Raw genomic sequence first — 17,583 nt, forward strand, 5'->3', positions numbered from 1 at the left:
CGCCCTGCTCTCCCCGGGTGCGCTGGTCACCCCGCAGCGCGGGCAGACCGACCCGGGCGCGGAGGAGCGGTGCGGGTCAGCCGTAGATGGGGCTCGACTGGTGGGACATCAGCTGCCAGTCGTCGCCCTGCCGGACGACGACCCAGACGGCGCGGATCTGCCGCTCCCGTGCGGTCTCGGTCTCGCCCGGCATGCGGATACCGCCCTCGGTGACCAGGACCGCGGCGTCGTCGCTGAGGAAGGTCACCGAGATGGGCCAGCCCTTGACCGAGGCGCCCCGCAACGGACCATCGAATCCGGCGGACATGTAGGCGTGGATCTCGTCGCGCCCCCGCAGCTGGTTGTCCTGCATCAGCAGGCTGCCGTTGGGCGCGAAGACCCGGGCGAACGCGTCGGCGTCGTTGTGCAGCCAGGCGTCCTGGATCCGCATCGGCACGGTCAGCGCCGCCTTCTCCCGTTCCTCCAGGAAGGGGCCGTAGTAGGACGTGTCCTCCTCGACCCCGGCGGTGGCCAGGATCGCGGCGGCGGTGCCGGGCATTGACGCGGTGCTGGGCACGATGGGCTCCTGTTCGTGACGGCGGATCCCGCCCTCGCGACGCGGCCGGCGGCCCGTCGCGCGGCCACCCTCGCCGGCCTGGTCCAGCGTCCGGGTGCCGGGCGCTGTGCGGCCCGGCGACGGGTGACGCGCCCGAGGCGGGCGGGCCGCCTCGGAACGCAATCGTCGGCCCGCCGGCGCGACGTCCGCACCTTCTGTATTGCCCCGCGCCGAGCGCCTGGTCGACGGTGCGGGGCGCCAGCGTCTCGGCGTCGGCCTCGCCCCGCATCGCCGCGATGCGGACGCCGGTCGCGCCGTGGCGGCCGGGGAGGGCACGGGCAGAGGTGCGGCGTCACCGGGGGCGCGGGGATGCTGCTGGAGCGCCGCCGGGGCCGGCGGTACGAGGAGGTCCACCCGGCTGCACGGGCACCGCCTGTGCCGAAGCAATCGGGCCGTCCGGATGACAGGAGACGCGTGATGACTACCGATCTGGCACGTACCGGGGCGGTGACCTTCCGGGGCCGCCCGGTCACCCTCGCCGGCAGCGAGGTGAAGGTGGGGGACCCCGCGCCCGGGTTCACCGTACTCAACAGCGACTTCTCCCCGTTGGGGCTGGACTTCGCGCCGGGCTCGGTCCGGATCCTCTCGGCGGTGCCGTCGCTGGACACCGACGTCTGTGACCAGCAGACCCGGCGGTTCCACGAGGAGGCCACGGCCCTCGACGGGGTCGCCGCGCTGACCGTGTCGGTGGACCTGCCCTTCGCGCAGGCGCGTTGGTGCGGGGGGAGCGGCCTGGAACGGGTCCGGACCGCCTCGGATCACCGGGATCTGTCCTTCGGGCTGGCGTACGGCGTGGTGGTGGCCGAGTTCCGGCTGCTGGCCCGTGCGGTGTTCGTGGTCGACCAGGCCGATCAGCTCGTGCACGTGCAGTACGTTCCGGAGATCGGCGCGCACCCCGACTACGAGCGGGCGCTCGCCGCCGCCCGTTCGGCGCTGACCCGCTGACAAGCTCAACCGTCGAACCGCTCCCGCTGACCCGCTGACCCGCTGACCCGCTGACCCGCTGACCCGCTGACCCGCTGGTCCGCTGGTCCGGCTGGCCCGCTGCGGGCCTGCTGCGGGCCTGCGCCGTTCCGACACCAGCCGACGGTCGTCTGCCGGCCACACCACCCGGTCGACGACAGGCCGGCAGCTGCCACCCGCCAAGGGGCCGCCATCACCGCGATGGCGGCCCCTGCGCGTGTTTCCAGGGCCGCCCTCGGCCGGAACGCCACCGTCCGCGGTGCCATCTCGCCCCGTGCGCTCCTGCCGCAATCGCAGAGAAGCTTCGCCGTCACGGAGAGATACATCATGGCGGAGCAAGGTCGATCGACGGAGGAGATGACCGTGTCCACAGCGACCTCGGCGCCCGGCGTGGCGAACGACAAGGCAGCCCTAGACGCCTATTACGGCGAGTTCACCGGCGAGAAGGAGAAGGAGGCGCTCAGCGTTCCGCTGCGTCTCGTCGCCGCCTGGGCCCGCAACGACGCCGACGGCGTCGCCGACGTCTTCACCGAGGACGGGATCCTCATCCTGCCCGGTGACGTGTACAAGAAGAGCCGCGAGGAGATCCGGGCCTTCATGGCCGCCGCCTACGCGGGCCCGTTCAAGAACAGCGGCGTGACCGGTCGGCCGGTGGACGTCCGCTTCATCGGTGACGACATCGCGCTGCTGCGCACCCACGGCGGCATCCTGGCCGAGGGCGAGACGGAGATCTCGCCGGAGCTGGCCGTCCGGTCCACCTGGGTCGTCGTCAAGCGCGACGGCGAGTGGAAGCTCGCCGCCTACCAGAACAGCCCTCGGGGTGCCGGCGCGACGCTGCGCTGGTGATCCCACTGCCCGACAAGCACATCCCGGAAGGAGAGACGATGGAGTCAAAATCGGCGGTGCTCGTCGATCAGGCGAAGAAGTGGGCGACCCATTACGGCGCGTTCACGAAGGGACCCGAGGGCGCCGCGCTGAGCGCTCCGCTGCGGGTGCGGGGAGCGTGGGACCGCAACGACGCGGCCGGCGTCGCGGACGCGTTCACCGCCAACGGCAGCATGCTGCTCGGTGACGAGCAGATGCGGGGCCGCGAGGCCATCCAGGCGTACCTCGGCGAGGCCTTCGCCGGGGGCCTGGCGGGCTCGCGGATCGAGGACGAGCCCGGTGACATCTTCTTCATCGACCCCGACACGGCGCTGGTGATCTCGACCGGCGGCATCGTGTCGAAGGGGGAGAGCAGCCTGTCGGCCAGCCAGCGGCAGCGCGTCTCCTGGCTGGTCGTCCGCGACAACGGCGAGTGGAGACTCTTCTCCTACCAGAGCAGCCCGATCAAGGGCTGATCCGCCACGGCGGGCCGGCCGGGACGCCGACGTGCGGACCCCGCAACGAAACGGGGGCCGGCCGGCCCGCTCCAATCATTCATCGGTGCTGTTCAGGTGAGGGAAAACGTGACCATCAACCAGTTGTTTGCCACATTGTCCAAAGCCGACGCCGACGAACTGGAGGCTCTCGACCGTCGCCACCTGATCCGCTCGATGCACCGGGGGGACATCGCCGACCGGGTGGTCATCGTCCGCGGCAAGGGGTGCACCGTCTGGGACTCGCGCGGTGAGGAACTGCTCGACGCCGCCGGCGGCGGGGTCTGGCACTCGCCGCTCGGCCACGGCCGCGAGGACCTCGCCGAGGTCGCGGCCCAGCAGATCCGGGAGCTGGAGTTCTTCACCAGCCTGCTGGAGTTCTCCAACGACAAGGCGATCCACCTCGCCGCCCGGCTGACCGAACTGGCTCCGGCCGGCATCGAGCGGGCGATGTTCTCCAGCGGCGGTTCCGAGGCGGTGGAGACCGCGATCAAGGCGGCCAGGCTCTACCACTTCCGCCGCGGCGAGCCGGACCGTACCTGGATCATCGGTCGTCACTACGCCTTCCACGGGGCCGCGTACGGCAGCGGCACGCTGACCGGTTTCCCGCCCATGCAGCACGGCGTCGGCCCGAACCTGCCCCACGTCGAGAAGGTCTCGCCGCCGTACCTGTACCGGGCGGCGCAGATGTACGGCGACACCGACCCGACCGACTGGCTGATCCAGGAGCTGGAGCAGACGATCGAGCGGATCGGCCCGGGCAACGTCGCCGCCTTCGTCGGTGAGCCGATCATGGCCGGTGGCGGCGTCCTCACCCCGCCCGAGGACTACTGGCCGCGGGTCCGGGAACTGCTCACCCGCCACGGCATCCTGCTGATCGCCGACGAGGTCGTCACCGCCTTCGGGCGTACCGGTGCGTGGTTCGACTCGCCTCAGCGGGACCTGAAGCCCGACATGATCACCATGGCGAAGGGGATGGCGGGCGGCTACGCGCCGCTCGGCGCCACGCTGATGACCGACGACATCGCCGAGACGCTCATCGGCCACGGCGGCTTCTTCCACGGCTACACCTTCCAGGGCCACCCGGTCGCCTGCGCGTTGGGCCTGGCGACGATCGACGTCATCGAGCGCGAGGGCCTGCTCAACAACGCCCTCGCCATCGGCGACTGGTTCCGTGCCGGCCTGTCGCCGGCGACCAGCCTCCCGGTGGTCGGCGACGTGCGGGTCGAGGGTTCGTTGGCCGCCGTCGAGCTGGTGGTCGACCGGCAGACCCAGCAGCCGATGGAGTGGCCCACGGTGGATCAGGTGGCCTTCGAGGTCCGCCGGGCCCACGGCGTCATCGCCCGGCCGTACGGGCACAACCTGGTGCTCGCGCCGCCGCTGGTGATGACCGAGCAGGAGGCCCGCCGGACCACCGACGCCGTCGTCGAGGTGCTTTCGCGCACCACCGCCGACGGCCGCATCGCACCGCGCTGAGTCCGGCTCTTCGACAGTCCCGCAGGGCCTTCCGCCCCGGCGTCCGATCCCGCGATCGTGGAGCGGGTCCGCCTGCACCCAGCGGATCCGCTCCACCGCTCCGACGTGCCCGCTCCACCGCTCCGACGTGCCCGCGCTGTCGTGCGTGCGCCGTCGTCATCCGACGAGCCGGGCCTTTTCCGCCGTGCTGCCGGCTCTTCGTACCTGCCGCCGGCAGCCGGTGTCGAGCGCGACCCCGACCGCGTGGCGTCGCCGAGAGAGCACTTCCACGCGCAGCTTCGGGCCACTCCCGAGGCTGCATCCCGCTGATCCATCATCCCCTCAAGGAGATTGGCATGTACGACTACGTGATCGTCGGTGCAGGTTCTGCGGGATGCGTTCTCGCGGCCCGGCTCAGCGAAGACCCGGACGTCAAGGTCTGCCTGATCGAGGCGGGAGGGCCGGACAGCGTGCCGAACATCCAGATCCCGGCGATGTTCGGTGAGCTGATGCGCACCAAGTGCGACTGGGACTACGACTCGCACGAGGAGCCGCGACTCGGCAACCGGCGGATCTTCCTGCCGCGCGGACGCGTGCTCGGCGGCACCAGTTCGATCAACGCGATGCTCTACATCCGCGGCAACAAGCTCGACTACGACGGCTGGAACCAGCCCGGCTGGAGCTACGAGGAGCTGCTGCCGTACTTCAAGCGCTCGGAGGACAACGAGCGGGGCGAGTCGCGCTACCACGGCGTCGGCGGGCCGATGAGCGTCTCGGACAGCCGCTCGAGGAACCCGATGTCCACCGCCCTCATCGAGGCCGCCCAGCAGGCCGGCCACCCCGCCAACGAGGACTTCAACGGGGCCGGCCAGGACGGCTTCGGCTACTTCCAGCTGACCCAGCGCGACGGACGACGGTGCAGCACCGCCAAGGCGTACCTGCACCCGGCGTTGAACCGGCCCAACCTCACCCTGGAGACGCACCTTGAGGTGCACCGGGTGCTCATCGAGAACGGCCGCGCCGTCGGCGTAGTCGGTGAGCGGCTGGACCAGCCGATCACCATCCGGGCCGAGCGGGAGGTCATCCTCAGCTCCGGCGCGTACAACTCGCCGAAGCTGCTGATGCACTCCGGCATCGGCAACGGCGAGATGCTCAGCCGGCTGGGCCTGCCCGTGCTCGTCGACAACCCGCAGGTCGGCCAGAACCTCCAGGACCACGCCTTCGTGCCGCTGATCTTCACCCACGACGAGCCGGTCAGCCTGATGATCGCGGAGGACCCGAAGTACCACCGGGAGTTCGAGGAGCAGGGCACCGGCCCGCTGACCTCCAACGGCCCCGAATGTGGCGGCTTCGTGCGTACCCGCTCGGGTCTGGAGGCGCCCGACGTCGTCTACTTCTCCGGTCCGCTGATCTTCCCGGACAGCGGGCTGAGCATGCCGAACGGGCACGGCATCACCTACGGCCCGGTCATGCTGACCCCGCGCAGCCGGGGCCAGATCACGCTGATCGCCAACGACCCGACCACCAAGCCGAAGATCGAGCACCGGTACTACACGGACGAGGACGACCTGGTCACGGCGGTGGAGGGGGTGCGGATCGCCATGGACATCGCCAGCCAGCAGGCGCTCAAGCTCTACACCACGACCCGCCACCAGGCGCCGGAGTCCGGCTCGGACGCCGACATCCGGGCCTTCGTCCGCCGGCGGACGCACTCGATCTTCCACGCCTCCGGCACCTGCGCCCTCGGCGAGGTCGTGGACGCCGAACTGAAGGTGCGCGGGGTGGAGGGCCTGCGGGTCGCCGACGTCTCGATCATGCCCAAGGTCGGCCGCGGCGCGCCCAACGCCTCGGCGATCATGATCGGCGAGAAGGCCGCCGCGCTCATCACCGATTCGGTGCCCGTCGCGGCGTGACGCCCCGGGCCGAGCGGCCCGCCGGGACTGCTCCCGGCGGGCCGCCGCCTGTTGCTGCCGCTCCCGGTCCGCTCGCTGGGCCCGACCGTCTCGTCGCACCCGGTGCCGGCTACGGGGAGACGCCCCGATACGCAACGGCCACGGGCCCGCCGGGAACGGCGGGCCCGTGGCCGGGGCGGGTGGTCAGGAGCGCAGCGAGGCGGCGAAGCCGCGCAGGTCCTCGACGAACGGTCCGGCCTGCTCCATCGGGCCGAAGTGGCCGCCCTTCTCGAACGTCGTCCAGCGCCGGATGGTCGACGTCTCCAGCCCGCCGAAGGCGCGGAACGGCGGGGCCGGGTCGTGCGGGAAGAAGCCCACCGCGACCGGCACCTCGATCGGCTCGCTCGGCACGCCGGGGGTGAACAGGGCGCCCAGCGCCATGCCGGACTCGTAGTAGAGCTGCAGGGCCGACCCCGCGGTGTTGGTCAGCCAGTGGATGCTGACGTTGGTCAGCAGCCGGTCCCGGTCGATGACGTCCTCCGGCGACTTGGCGGCCCGGTTCCACTCGTGGAACTTCTCGACGATCCAGCTGAGCTGGCCGACGGGCGAGTCGTTGAGGGCGTACGCCAGCGTCCAGGGCCGGGTGGTCTGGAGCCTCAGGTAGGCGGAGAGCTCGCTGTTGAACCAGGACATCGAGACCTGGTCGAGCTCGGCCAACTCCGGCTCGGACATGCCGGTCAGGCCGACGGCGTCCTGGGACGGCACGGTCGGCCAGGAGATGTGCACGCCGGCCACGTGCTCCTTGTCCACCCGGGCCAGGTCCAGCGAGATGATCGAGCCCCAGTCGCCGCCGGCGGAGAGGTACGACGAGTAGCCGAGGCGCCGCATCAGCTCCGCCCACGCGCTGGCCACCCGGGTGGTGGTCCAACCGGACTCGCGCAGCGGGCCGGAGAAGCCGTAGCCGGGGATCGACGGGATGACCAGGTGGAAGGCCTGGCCCGGGTCCCCGTCGTGCGCCCGCGGGTCACTCAGCGGGCCGATCATGTCGAGGAACTCGACGATCGAGCCGGGCCAACTGTGCGTGAGCAGCAGCGGCCGGGCGTCCGGCTCGGGGGAGGTGACGTGCAGGAAGTGCACGTTGGCGCCGTCGATCTCCGTGACGAACTGCGGGTACTGGTTGATCTCGCGTTCGGCGGCCCGCCAGTCGTAGCGGTGCTGCCAGTGCTCGGCCAGCTCGCGCAGGTAGCCGAGGGGAGTGCCGCGCTCCCACCCGGGGCTGGCGTAGGCGTCCGGCCAGCGGGTGGCCGCGATCCGGCGGCGCAGATCGTCCAGTTGGGGCTCGGGAATGTCGATCCGAGTGGGCTTCATGGGCCAACCTCTCCTCACGCAGGATGACGACCCGTCTACGGTGGGTCGAAATCAGGCTCACGCTAATGACCCCGGCGCGGCCGGTGCACCTTGCGGAATGCGGTCACGACCAGCCCCGGTGGTACGCCACCAGCACGGCGCGGGGACCGTCGGCGCAGGTCCCGGAGCCGGCTCGTCCGGCGCGACGGCAGGGCGCAAGCGAGAAGATGCGGCGCTGTCGCGCGGCGTCGCATGCTCGGTCCTGCTGGATACGAGGAACGTTTCGTACCGGGTGTGCGGTCCTGTGGTCCGGCGGCGGGCGGGCCGCGAGGTGCACCCGAGGCCGATGACCGCTGTCGAGACACGAGGAGGACGTGGTGTCGCCAGAAGCCGTATCGCGGGATGAGCTGCTCAAGCGGGCCGAGGACCTGGTTCCCCTGATCCGTTCCCGAACCGCCTGGTCGGAGGAGCACCGCCGCCCGCACGACGACGTCGTGGAGGCGCTCGCCGGGTCCGGGATGACCGACCTGCGCCGCCCCCGCCTGTACGGGGGGCTCGAGACGAGCGCCCGTACCCTGGTCGAGGTCATCTCCGTGTTGGCCCACGGTGACGGGTCGACGGCGTGGAACACCGGGGTCTGGGCCATCGGTGACTGGTTGGCGGGCAACTTCCCCGACCACGTCCAGGACGAGGTCTTCGCCATCCCGCACACCCGCATCTGCGTGGTGCTCAGCCCCACGGCGGTGGCGACCGCCGCGCCGGGCGGTCTGACCGTCAACGGCAGCTGGCACTTCATGAGCGGCGCCCACCACAGCCACTGGCAGGTGGTGATCGCGATGGCGCCGGCACCGGACGGTTCACAGTGGCCGGTGGCCGCGCTCGTGCCGATGTCGGAGCTGGAGATCGTCGACGACTGGCACACCACCGGCCTGGTCGGCACCGGCAGCGTCACCACCGTCGCCAAGGACGTCTTCATCCCGCAGGAGCGGGTGCTGCCGATGGTGGCGATCCTCCAGAGCCAGTACGCCTCCGAGCGCAACGCCACCTCGCCGGTGTACAACACCCCGATGATCCCCACCGGTGCCGCCGGGTTCATCGGGGTCGCCATCGGGCTCGCGCAGGCCGCCCGGGACGAGTTCCTGCACCGCCTTCCGGGCCGCAAGATCACCTACACCGGGTACGAGCACCAGGCCGACGCTCCCGTGACGCACTTCCAGGTGGCGGAGGCGTCGTTGCTGGTCGACGAGGCCGAGTTCCACGCGTACCGGATGGCCGACCTGCTCGACGACAAGGGCGCCAGCGGCGAGCCGTGGAAGATGGACGAGCGGATGCGCAACCGCGGCTGGCTCGGCCGGGTGGTGCACCAGTCCAAGGCCGCCGTCGACGTCCTCGCCACCGCCAGCGGCGGCTCGTCGCTGTACCGGTCGGTGCCGATCCAGCGGATCCAGCGCGACATCCAGGCGTTCAGCCTGCACGCGTTGATGCACCCGAACACCAACTTCGAGCTGTACGGCCGCGGCCTGTGCGGCCTGGAGCCCAACACCATGTACCTCTGAGCATCCGGAGCGGCCCGAGGGTGGGCCGTCGACGCGCGCCGACCGCCGAGCGTGCGTCCGCCGCGCGTCGCCGGCGTCCCCGCCCGCACCGTACCGATGACCCGGCCGACCGGCGCCCACCGCGCCGGTCGGCCTCGTCGTTCCCGGGCCGGCACGGCCCGGGTGTCCTGCGCCGTGGCCCGGGAGCCGTCGCCGGCCACCTCGGCGGCCCCCGCAGTGGGGGCACATGCCGCGAGGCGGTCCTCGCGGACCGGCCGGCGCGGGAAGCCCGTACGGAGGCGGGCGGCAGTGGACCGTTCCTTCCAGGCATCCGGCGCGCGTGATCCGCGCCGGATGTCAGCCGAGCCGGGCAGCGTTCCCGGCGGTCGCGCGGTGGCACCGCTGGCCGGCCCGCTCAGGCCGGCAACGACCCCGTCACCGGGACCACCGAGCCGTTGGGTACCCAGGCGGACCGGGCGGCGCCGTGCTGGTGGCCGCCCTGTCCCGGCACGTACAGCGCCGAGGCGGCGTAGAGGCGCAGCTCGCCGCGACGACCGCCGTCGCCCAGGTACCGGTGGTAGCCGACCGCGGTGGCGGGCGCGCCGGGAAAGAGCCGGTCGAGATCGCGCAGGTAGCGGGCGGCGTCAGCCTGGCGGGGATCGAAACGGAGGGCGAGCAGCGGTGCCGCCGGTATCTCCAGCAGCGGCCCGGTGAGCAGCCAGGGTGCCAGATAGCTGCCCTCGGCCAGCCGGCCGCCGCCGGCCACCTGCCGCAACACGGCCTCCGCGCCGGTCCAGCCGGCGACCACGAAGAGCGGGTGGCGTCCGCTGTCGGCAACCGGGAGCCCACGTGCCGCCGCCGCGGCGCGGACCTCCGCCACGGCACGGACGCCTCGGGGAGAGTCGTCGCCGACCACCGAGATCGCCGACACCCCCCGTCCGGCGACGAAGCCGACCATCGCCCGCAACGCCTCGGCGTCCTCGGCGCTGAGCCCGTCGGCCGGGCAGGACGACACCGGGCGCGCCGGCCCGGTCAGCGCCGAGCCGAGGCTGGCACTGGCACACTCCGGGCCGTCCGGTCCGGTCAGCCGGGCATCGTCGACGCGGTCGTGGCCGGTGTCCACCGGCAGCCAACCCGTGGCCGTGCCCTTCCCGATCCAGAGCCGGCTCGCCCCGGCCGGAAGGCGTACGTTGACCCAGCTTCCGGTGCTGCCCGGCCGGGTCGTGCCGGCGGTGAGCCGGGTGCGCCCGGTGCCGGCGGAGGCCTTCGCGGAACCGATCTGCACCAGGTTCCAGCCCGGCCGGTTCGGACTGACCAGGACGGGTAGCCGCTCGGTGCCGACGTTCACGGTGCGGAGCAGCGGCACCCCCGCGACGGCGGGCGGTGGCGGCGGGGGGAGCAGCGGCAGCACCGCGGCCACGACGAGGGCGAGCGCGGCCATCGCGCCGGCCACCCCGGCCGGCCGGACCGGCGCGTCGGGGTGGGCGAGCACCAGGACGGCGACCACCAGGGCCGCGACGACGACCACCACGGCGAGCACGGTCAGCCGACCGAACCAGGTCAGCGGGGCCCACCGGTCGGGGCGTACGCCAGCCGCGTAGCCGGCCAGCGCCGTGGCCGTCGCGGCGGCGAGCAGGGCCGCCACCAGGGCCGTCGCCCCGGTGCGACGCAGCGATCCGATGACGGCCACCAGGGCGGCCGCGCTGATCGCCGCGCTAAGACCCGCCACCCGGACCGCCTCGATCACCGGCTGGTCCGCACCGGCGGTGGCACCGACGCGTACCGCGAGGAGCAACCAGGTCGCGACGGCGGCGACGCGCAGCGTGCGGGGTCGACCGAGCAGCAGCGGCAGGACGAGGGTCGCCCCGGCCAGCAGCGCCACCGGCGTGACGGGCGCCGGGTCCACCTCGGTGCCGAGTACGCCGCAGAGGGCGGCGGCGACGGCCGTGAAGGTCAGCGCGGGGCGTACGCGGCGGGTGGCGTGCGGCGCGGCGAGCGCGAGGCCGACCGCGACGGGGGTGGCCAGCAGGACGACGATCCGCAGGAACAGCGCGACGGCGGGCGGCTCGGCACTCGCCGCGTTCACCCCGGCAGCCCAGGCAGGCCCGGCATCGAGCAGGAGCGTACCGGTCGCGACGGCGACGACAGGATGCGACACGCTTGATCGTCACCCGCGACCCCTGCGGACGCACCTTCCTGCGTGCGGTCCACCGCCGCCGCCGATGCGGCCGGTCGCGCCACCCGACCGGGCCGCATCCGGACGGGTGGCGCCGCCGGCGCTGCTAGGGTCGTCGTCGTGGCACGAGGTATCTGGTCGCAGAAGGTCCGCTCCGCCCGCTGACGGCGGCGCCCTCTCCTGCTGAACGCGCTCGCCGTCCCGGTTCCCGCCGGGCGGTCGCCTGACGCTGCCCGGCTCCACAACGAGCTGCGGAGCACCGTTGAACCTCATCCCGAACCCCGAAACCACGTCCCTGCCCGTCGAGGCGGGCGGTGGCGCGCACGTGCGCGCCACCGACGTCACCGTCATCCGCGGGTCCCGGCGCGTCTTGAACGACGTCTCGGTCACCGTGTCCGCCCGAGCGCGGGTCGCCGTCGTCGGCGAGAACGGCCGCGGCAAGACGACGCTGCTGCACGTCCTCGCCGGCCTGATCCCGCCCGACGAGGGCACCGTGCACCGGGCCGGCACGATCGGCCTGGCCCGGCAGGAGTTGACCGTACGAGATGGCGGGACCGTCGGCACCCTGACGTCCGAGGCGCTGGCCGCGTCGCTCGGGGCCCTCGCCGCGCTGGACGAGGCGACCAGCGCCCTGGCCGCCGGCGATCCCGCTGCCGACGACCGCTACGCCGCCGCGCTCGACGCCGCCACCCGGCTCGACGCGTGGGACGCCGAGCGCCGCGTCGATGTCGCCCTGGAGGCCCTCGCCGCCTGCACGGACCGCGACCGCCCGCTGTCGACGCTGTCGGTCGGGCAGCGTTACCGGGTGCGGCTGGCGTGCCTGCTCGGCGCGCGGCACGACGTGCTGCTGCTCGACGAGCCGACCAACCACCTCGACGCCGGCGGGCTGGACTTCCTGACCCGCCGACTGCGCGAGCACGACGGCGGCCTCGCCGTCGTCAGCCACGACCGGGCGCTGCTGCGCGACGTCGCCGACCGGTTCCTCGACCTCGACCCGACCCGTGACGGCAGGCCGCGTCTGTACGCCGGTGGCTACGACGCCTGGCAGGACGCCCGGCGCCGCGAACGTGAGCGCTGGCAGCAGGACCACGAGGAGCAGCAGATCGAGCACCGGCGACTGCAGGACGCGGTGTCCCGGGCCCGCGACCGGCTCTCCACCGGCTGGCGGCCGGACAAGGGCACCGGCAAGCACCAACGCCAGTCCCGCGCGCCGGGCGTCGTGCAGGCGCTGCACCGCCAACAGGACGCCCTGCACGCGCACCGGATCGACGTGCCGGAGCCACCGCCGACGTTGCGGTGGCCCGACCTGGGCGTACGACCGGGGGCGCCGCAGGTGCGGGCGCACGGCGTCGCAGTCGACGGGCGCCTGGCCGGTCCGGTCGACCTCACCCTCGACGGCGGCGACCGGCTGCTCGTCACCGGAGCGAACGGCGCCGGAAAGTCCACGCTGCTCGCCGTGCTGGCCGGTTCGCTCCCGCCCGACGAGGGGCACGTCTGGACGGCGACGGCGGCACGGGTGGCCCTGATCAGCCAGGAGACCGCCGAGCAGGACCCGGAACGCACCGCCCGCGAGGTGCACGCCCGCCACGCGGGGCGGCTGGTGGCTCGCGGGGTGCTCCGCGACGGCGACGTCGTCGCGCTCGGGTCGCTCGGGCTGCTGGACTCCGAGGCGATGCGTACGCCGATCGGGCGGATGTCGCAGGGGCAACGGCGGCGCGTCGACCTGGCGCTGGCGCTGGCCGGGCGGCCCAGCCTGATCCTGCTCGACGAGCCGACCAACCACCTGTCGTCGGCGCTGGTCGACGAACTGACGGGGGCGATCCGCGACACGAGCGCCGCCGTCGTCGTCGCCACGCACGACCGGCAGCTGTTACGGGATCTCGTCGACTGGCCGCGCCTGGAGATCAAGGGTCGGTAGCGTGCCCGGGTAGAGGGGCCGGTGGGCCGTGTCAGCCGCTGACGAACAGCTCACGGAGCTCGGCGAGGCCCGTACTGCCGCCGACGGCCACCAGCGAGTCGCCGGGTTCGAAGGTGAAGTCGGGATCCGGCGACGGGATCACGCGGTCGTCCCGGACCACGGCGACGATCGACGCGCCGGTGCGGGTCCGCGCGCGCGTGTCACCGAGCCGGCGGCCGAGGTACGGCGACCGGGCGGGAATCGGCAGGCGTACGGTCTCGACGCCGTCCATCGGCGGCGTCAACTCCGTCAGGTGGTCCATCACCAGGGGGAGACCGAGCAGTTCGGCGATCGTCCGCGGCTCCGCGCCCTCCAGCGCCAACGTGTACCGCACCCGCTCGGGGTCGTCGGAGTCGTAGAGCACGATGTCGCGTCGACCGTCGTCGTGCACGATCACTGCGCCTCGCTGGCCCGCCCCGGTGGTGAACGTGTACGACACTCCGACACCGAAGAGCCGGGTCCTCTCCAGGTTCACGTCTCCGCCTCCCGTGGACGGGTGCGCCGCGGCCGGACGCCTCGACCTCCAGACTAGGCCACGCCGCCGCGGCGGGCGGCGTTCTCGACGGCAGCCGGCCGACGTGGGCGAGGGTCCCCTGCCAGGCGCGCTGGCAGGGGACCCTCGCTCGTACACGTGGCCGCCGGATCACCGGCCGGTCGGTGTTGCGGTGCTAGACGCGGGTGATGCGGATCGCGTCGGCGATCACGTAGCCGGTGCTACCGGACCACCGGCTGACACCCACCTTGTTGGCGTCCCCGGCGGCCAGGGTGAAGGTGCCCAGCGAGCGCCATCCACCACCGTTGGCTGACTGGTTCACGTTGACTGTCTGGTTGCCGCTGCTGGTCACCACGACGTACGGCGTGGTGGCGTTGTAACCGGCGACCGCCGGGTACCAGGCCTCCACCCGGTAGGTGGCGGTGGCCGGGATGTTCACCTTGTACCAGGCGACGTCGCTGGCCGCGACCGGGTCGGCGAACCGGTAGTCGGTGCCGTAGCGCTGCGACGAGTACGTCGAGGTGCCCCAGTTCGCGCTCGCGGTGAACCGGCCGGCGGTGGTGTTGTCCACGATGGTCGACCAGGAGGGCGGCGGCGTGGTGGTGCCGGTGACGAGCTGCATGTAGTAGGTCCAGTTCCAGTTCGGACCCGGGTCGGTGTGCGTGGCGCCCGGCACCTGGTTGTGACCGATGATGTTGTTGCGGGTCTTCGGGATGCCGTACTTGTCGCACAGGTACCGCGTCAGCGCGGCCGATGACCGGTACATCGCGTCGGTGTACCAGGAGGCGTTGTCGACGTAGCCCTCGTGCTCCAGACCGATCGACTGGGTGTTGTAGGTCCAGTTGCCGGCGTGCCAGGCGACGTCCTTGTCCCGCACCATCTGGGTCACCGCTCCGTCGGAGGAACGAAGCAGGTAGTGCGCGCTGGTGCCGGCGGCGGCGTTCTGGAACCAGCTGATCGAGCCGGAGTAGCTGCCCTGCATGGTGTGGATGACGATGTAGTTGATCGGGTACGACGACTCGCGGCTCGACACCGTGTAGTTGGACGAGTTCGCCGGCACCCAGGCCGCCGGGCCGTAGTCGGTGCTCTGGATGCCGATGTCGGCGGCGCCCACCGGCGCCACGTCGGCGTACTCGCCCCGCTGGGGCGCGACCGAACGGCCGGCCACGGTGACCTGGCCGGTGGCCGTGGTCGCGCTGAAGCCGCTGGCGAGCAGGTCGTACACGGCGTCGGCGTACAGCCGGGCGGTGGCCTTGTCCGACGAGCCGCCGTAGCGGGCGATCACGCCGTACCACTGGTTGACGTCGTCGCGCTGCGTCGGGGTCAGCCCGGCCTGGTCGGCGTACGAGCGGAGCACCGCCGCCGCGCCGGTGACGTTCGCCGCGTCGCGGCTGCGCAGTTCGGCACGGTCCAACCGGGTACGGCGCACGGCCTCGTCGAGGGTCTGCACCTTCGGGTTGCTGGTCAGGTGCATCACGCCGTACCCGCCGGAGGCGCTGGGTTCGCCGTTGTGGTTGTCCAGCCGGGTCTCCGCGTATCCGAGCGCGGCGAGCAGGTCGCGCGGTACGTCGGAGCGGGCCGCCGCCTGGTCGAAGGCGACGGCGAGCGTCTTCGTGTCTTGCTGGGGCCCGGCCTGGGCCGGCTGGCCGGTCAGCCCGATCGTCAGGATCATTGCCCCGCCGAGCAGTTGGCTCACCCGGCGTGAGGGTCTCCGCACAGTCACCGTCACTCCTCATCGACTGCGAAGGGGCGACCGTGATCACGCCGCCCGGTTCGCCGTACCATATAGCTCGACGTTCGTCTATGTCGAGACCTTGCGCCGAGCTTCTTGTTGGCGAAGGATTCCTTCACCGGGTGGGCGTCGGGACGAGCGGCACCCCTAACTCCGGCGGGAAATAGCGACATTTGCATATCTGAGCGTTAACATCCAGCCGGTCGTCCGGCTGGCCGTCCACGAACCGGCCAACCGGACGCCGTCCTCGAACCAGTTGCGCGAGCGACGGCCGGGGACACCGCGCCGCACTCGCCCGTCCCCTGAATTGGCAGGCAGACACCGTGAACCTGAAAAGAATCACCGCCGTCTCGGCGGGCCTCCTGCTCGCGATCGGCATGGCCCTGGCACCCACCCCGGCGGCTCAGGCCCACGCCGTCGCGGACACGGTGAACATCTACCCGCCGATCCAGGGCGCCTCCACCTGGGACCGCTTCGGCGTGTCCGGACCGGCGAGGCACCACCGGGTCTTCTCGAACTGGGGATACCTCAACGACTGGTCGGTCGACATCTACCGCAACCCGGGCGCGACCGTGGTGTCGCCCTTCGGCACCAAGACCGCAGCCGGGCACGCCGTGACGGTCCGGGTGGTCACCGTCAGGGCCGGCTGCGCCACCGGGCAGCTGGCCGACGGCGGATACCGCATCGGGCTCGAGGCGCGTGACGCCAGCACCGGCGAGATCCTCGGCCGGGCGGACGTCATGCACGTCACCAACAAGCCCGCCGGCATCTACGTCGGCGCGACGGTCGGCCCGTGGACCAAACTCGGCGAGACGGGCCGGTTCCGCTGGTCGACCTGCTACCAGGTCAACGGCGACAGCGGCGCGCACATCCACCTGGAAGTGATCAACCAGCACCGGTACTCGTGCTACATCCACCGGGGCGCGAACACGGCGCTGACCGACCTGACCGTGGTCGGTCGGGTCGGAACGCACAAGTCGGGCCCGGTCCAGACCTGCTGATCGGCCCTCCGACCCTGCGTGTCCGGCCCGCCCCGCGCGGCGGGCCGGACCCGGGGCCTCGCGGACGCCGCCGGTGACGGCGGCGTGCCGCCTGCCGGTGCGGGAATATGGGGGCCGTTCCCCGTACCGGTCGCCGGGGCCGCGGTGACATTCTCCTTGCCGTCCGTCAGCGACGAGGAGCCAGGAGTGGTGCGCATGGACGAGCAGACACGGGTGCAGGTCATCGCCGCCGATCCGGCGGTACGGGCCGGGGTCGACGACATCGTGCGGGCCTGCCCGGAGCTGACCGTGGTGGCCGACCGGCCGGACGTGGTGCTGATGGTGACCGCCGAGGTCAGCGACGCCGTGCTGGTCCTGTTGCGCTCGCTGTCCCGCGCCGGCCGGCGGGTGCTGCTGATGACCGACACGACGGGGGAGTCGGATGTGGTCGAGGCCGTGGAGGCGGGTGCCGGCGGACTGCTGCGCCGGTGCGAGGCCCGCCCGGAGCGGTTGCGCCCGGCGATCCGGGCGACGGCCGGCGGCAGCTTCACCGTACCGTCGGACCTGCTGACCCGGGCCGGCGACCGGGCGCCGCAACGGCCGGTGGCCCGGCAGCTCACCAAGCGGGAGCGGGCGGTGCTGCTCATGCTCGCCGACGGGCACGAGACCGCGGAGATCGCCCGCTCGCTGGCCTACTCGGTCCGCACCGTGACCGGCATCGTGCACACGATCACCCAGCGCTGGCAGGTGCGCAACAGGGCGCACGCCGTGGCGCGCGCCCTGCGCGAGGGGCTGATCTGAGTCGGACGCGAGGGGCTGATCCGAGTCAGATCAGCCCCTGCCGGATGGCGTACGCTGCCGCATGGACCCGGTTGGACACCTGCAACCGGGCCATGAGGTCGTAGATGATGTTCTTCACGCTGTGCGGTGAGCAGCGCAGCTCCCGCGCGATCCCCGCGTTGTCGTAGCCCTCGGCGACGAGTTCGAGCACCCGCAGTTGCTGGGCGGTGAGTACGGGCTTCGACTCGTTTCTCATGATCGTCTCCTGGGCTGGTGGGCGTGGTGGCACCTTCCGGCCCAGGCTAGGAACGGCCCACCGG

The 17,583-nt window shown here is 72.4% G+C and carries 15 protein-coding genes; 9 read left to right on the plus strand and 6 right to left on the minus strand.

The genetic code is table 11. The annotated features are described in order from the left end of the window. Positions 1-76: 76 nt before the first annotated feature. Positions 77-556: an SgcJ/EcaC family oxidoreductase gene (locus tag ACGFIR_RS25660; RefSeq protein ID WP_393147601.1), complete on the minus strand. Its 480-nt coding sequence runs from the start codon at positions 554-556 to the stop codon at positions 77-79. A 456-nt stretch (positions 557-1,012) separates the two neighbouring features. On the opposite strand from ACGFIR_RS25660, the gene tpx reads away from it, so the two are divergent. From tpx to ACGFIR_RS25685, 5 genes are all read left to right on the plus strand, one after another. Continuing rightward, complete coding sequence (gene tpx, locus ACGFIR_RS25665; RefSeq protein WP_393006690.1) at positions 1,013-1,540, plus strand: thiol peroxidase; 528 nt, start codon at positions 1,013-1,015, stop codon at positions 1,538-1,540. Between the two features lie 375 nt (positions 1,541-1,915). Next, entirely contained in the window at positions 1,916-2,404 is a 489-nt protein-coding gene (locus ACGFIR_RS25670; protein ID WP_393006692.1) for an SgcJ/EcaC family oxidoreductase, read from the plus strand. Between the two features lie 38 nt (positions 2,405-2,442). Further along, a complete protein-coding gene (locus tag ACGFIR_RS25675; RefSeq protein WP_393006694.1) occupies positions 2,443-2,898 on the plus strand; it encodes an SgcJ/EcaC family oxidoreductase in 456 nt (151 codons plus the stop codon). Between the two features lie 195 nt (positions 2,899-3,093). Further along, complete coding sequence (locus ACGFIR_RS25680; RefSeq protein WP_393006847.1) at positions 3,094-4,392, plus strand: aspartate aminotransferase family protein; 1,299 nt, start codon at positions 3,094-3,096, stop codon at positions 4,390-4,392. A gap of 335 nt (positions 4,393-4,727) precedes the next feature. After that, positions 4,728-6,284, plus strand: a complete 1,557-nt coding sequence (locus ACGFIR_RS25685) for a GMC family oxidoreductase (protein ID WP_393006696.1) — start codon at positions 4,728-4,730, stop codon at positions 6,282-6,284. A 183-nt stretch (positions 6,285-6,467) separates the two neighbouring features. Here ACGFIR_RS25685 and ACGFIR_RS25690 read toward each other — a convergent pair whose 3' ends face one another. After that, complete coding sequence (locus ACGFIR_RS25690; RefSeq protein WP_393006698.1) at positions 6,468-7,631, minus strand: epoxide hydrolase family protein; 1,164 nt, start codon at positions 7,629-7,631, stop codon at positions 6,468-6,470. A 356-nt stretch (positions 7,632-7,987) separates the two neighbouring features. Here ACGFIR_RS25690 and ACGFIR_RS25695 point away from each other — a divergent pair, with 356 nt between their 5' ends. Beyond that, a complete protein-coding gene (locus ACGFIR_RS25695) occupies positions 7,988-9,166 on the plus strand; it encodes an acyl-CoA dehydrogenase (protein ID WP_393006700.1) in 1,179 nt (392 codons plus the stop codon). A 394-nt stretch (positions 9,167-9,560) separates the two neighbouring features. Here the strand turns inward: ACGFIR_RS25695 and ACGFIR_RS25700 are convergent, their stop codons facing one another. Then, positions 9,561-11,303 (minus strand): hypothetical protein, encoded by a 1,743-nt coding sequence (locus ACGFIR_RS25700; RefSeq protein ID WP_393147603.1) that lies wholly within the window; start codon positions 11,301-11,303, stop codon positions 9,561-9,563. Between the two features lie 280 nt (positions 11,304-11,583). Between ACGFIR_RS25700 and ACGFIR_RS25705 the strand changes: the two genes are divergently transcribed. Beyond that, a complete protein-coding gene (locus tag ACGFIR_RS25705; protein WP_393147605.1) occupies positions 11,584-13,239 on the plus strand; it encodes an ABC-F family ATP-binding cassette domain-containing protein in 1,656 nt (551 codons plus the stop codon). 31 nt (positions 13,240-13,270) lie between these two features. Here the strand turns inward: ACGFIR_RS25705 and ACGFIR_RS25710 are convergent, their stop codons facing one another. Further along, positions 13,271-13,753 carry a cation:proton antiporter regulatory subunit gene (locus ACGFIR_RS25710; RefSeq protein WP_393006706.1) on the minus strand — a complete coding sequence of 161 codons (483 nt, stop codon included), beginning with the start codon at positions 13,751-13,753 and terminating at the stop codon, positions 13,271-13,273. 193 nt (positions 13,754-13,946) lie between these two features. Beyond that, positions 13,947-14,894 carry an N-acetylmuramoyl-L-alanine amidase gene (locus tag ACGFIR_RS25715; protein WP_393147737.1) on the minus strand — a complete coding sequence of 316 codons (948 nt, stop codon included), beginning with the start codon at positions 14,892-14,894 and terminating at the stop codon, positions 13,947-13,949. Between the two features lie 932 nt (positions 14,895-15,826). Here ACGFIR_RS25715 and ACGFIR_RS25720 point away from each other — a divergent pair. Together ACGFIR_RS25720 and ACGFIR_RS25725 are read left to right on the plus strand one after the other, a co-directional pair. Continuing rightward, a complete protein-coding gene (locus tag ACGFIR_RS25720; RefSeq protein WP_393006708.1) occupies positions 15,827-16,504 on the plus strand; it encodes a hypothetical protein in 678 nt (225 codons plus the stop codon). Positions 16,505-16,699: 195 nt separating this feature from the next. Next, a complete protein-coding gene (locus ACGFIR_RS25725) occupies positions 16,700-17,284 on the plus strand; it encodes a LuxR C-terminal-related transcriptional regulator (RefSeq protein ID WP_393006710.1) in 585 nt (194 codons plus the stop codon). A 25-nt stretch (positions 17,285-17,309) separates the two neighbouring features. Here ACGFIR_RS25725 and ACGFIR_RS25730 read toward each other — a convergent pair whose 3' ends face one another. Next, positions 17,310-17,519, minus strand: coding sequence for a response regulator transcription factor (locus ACGFIR_RS25730; protein ID WP_393006712.1), 210 nt, complete (start codon positions 17,517-17,519; stop codon positions 17,310-17,312). Positions 17,520-17,583 lie beyond the last annotated feature (64 nt).

The organism is Micromonospora sp. NPDC049051 (genome assembly GCF_043197575.1).
Taxonomy (GTDB): domain Bacteria; phylum Actinomycetota; class Actinomycetes; order Mycobacteriales; family Micromonosporaceae; genus Micromonospora.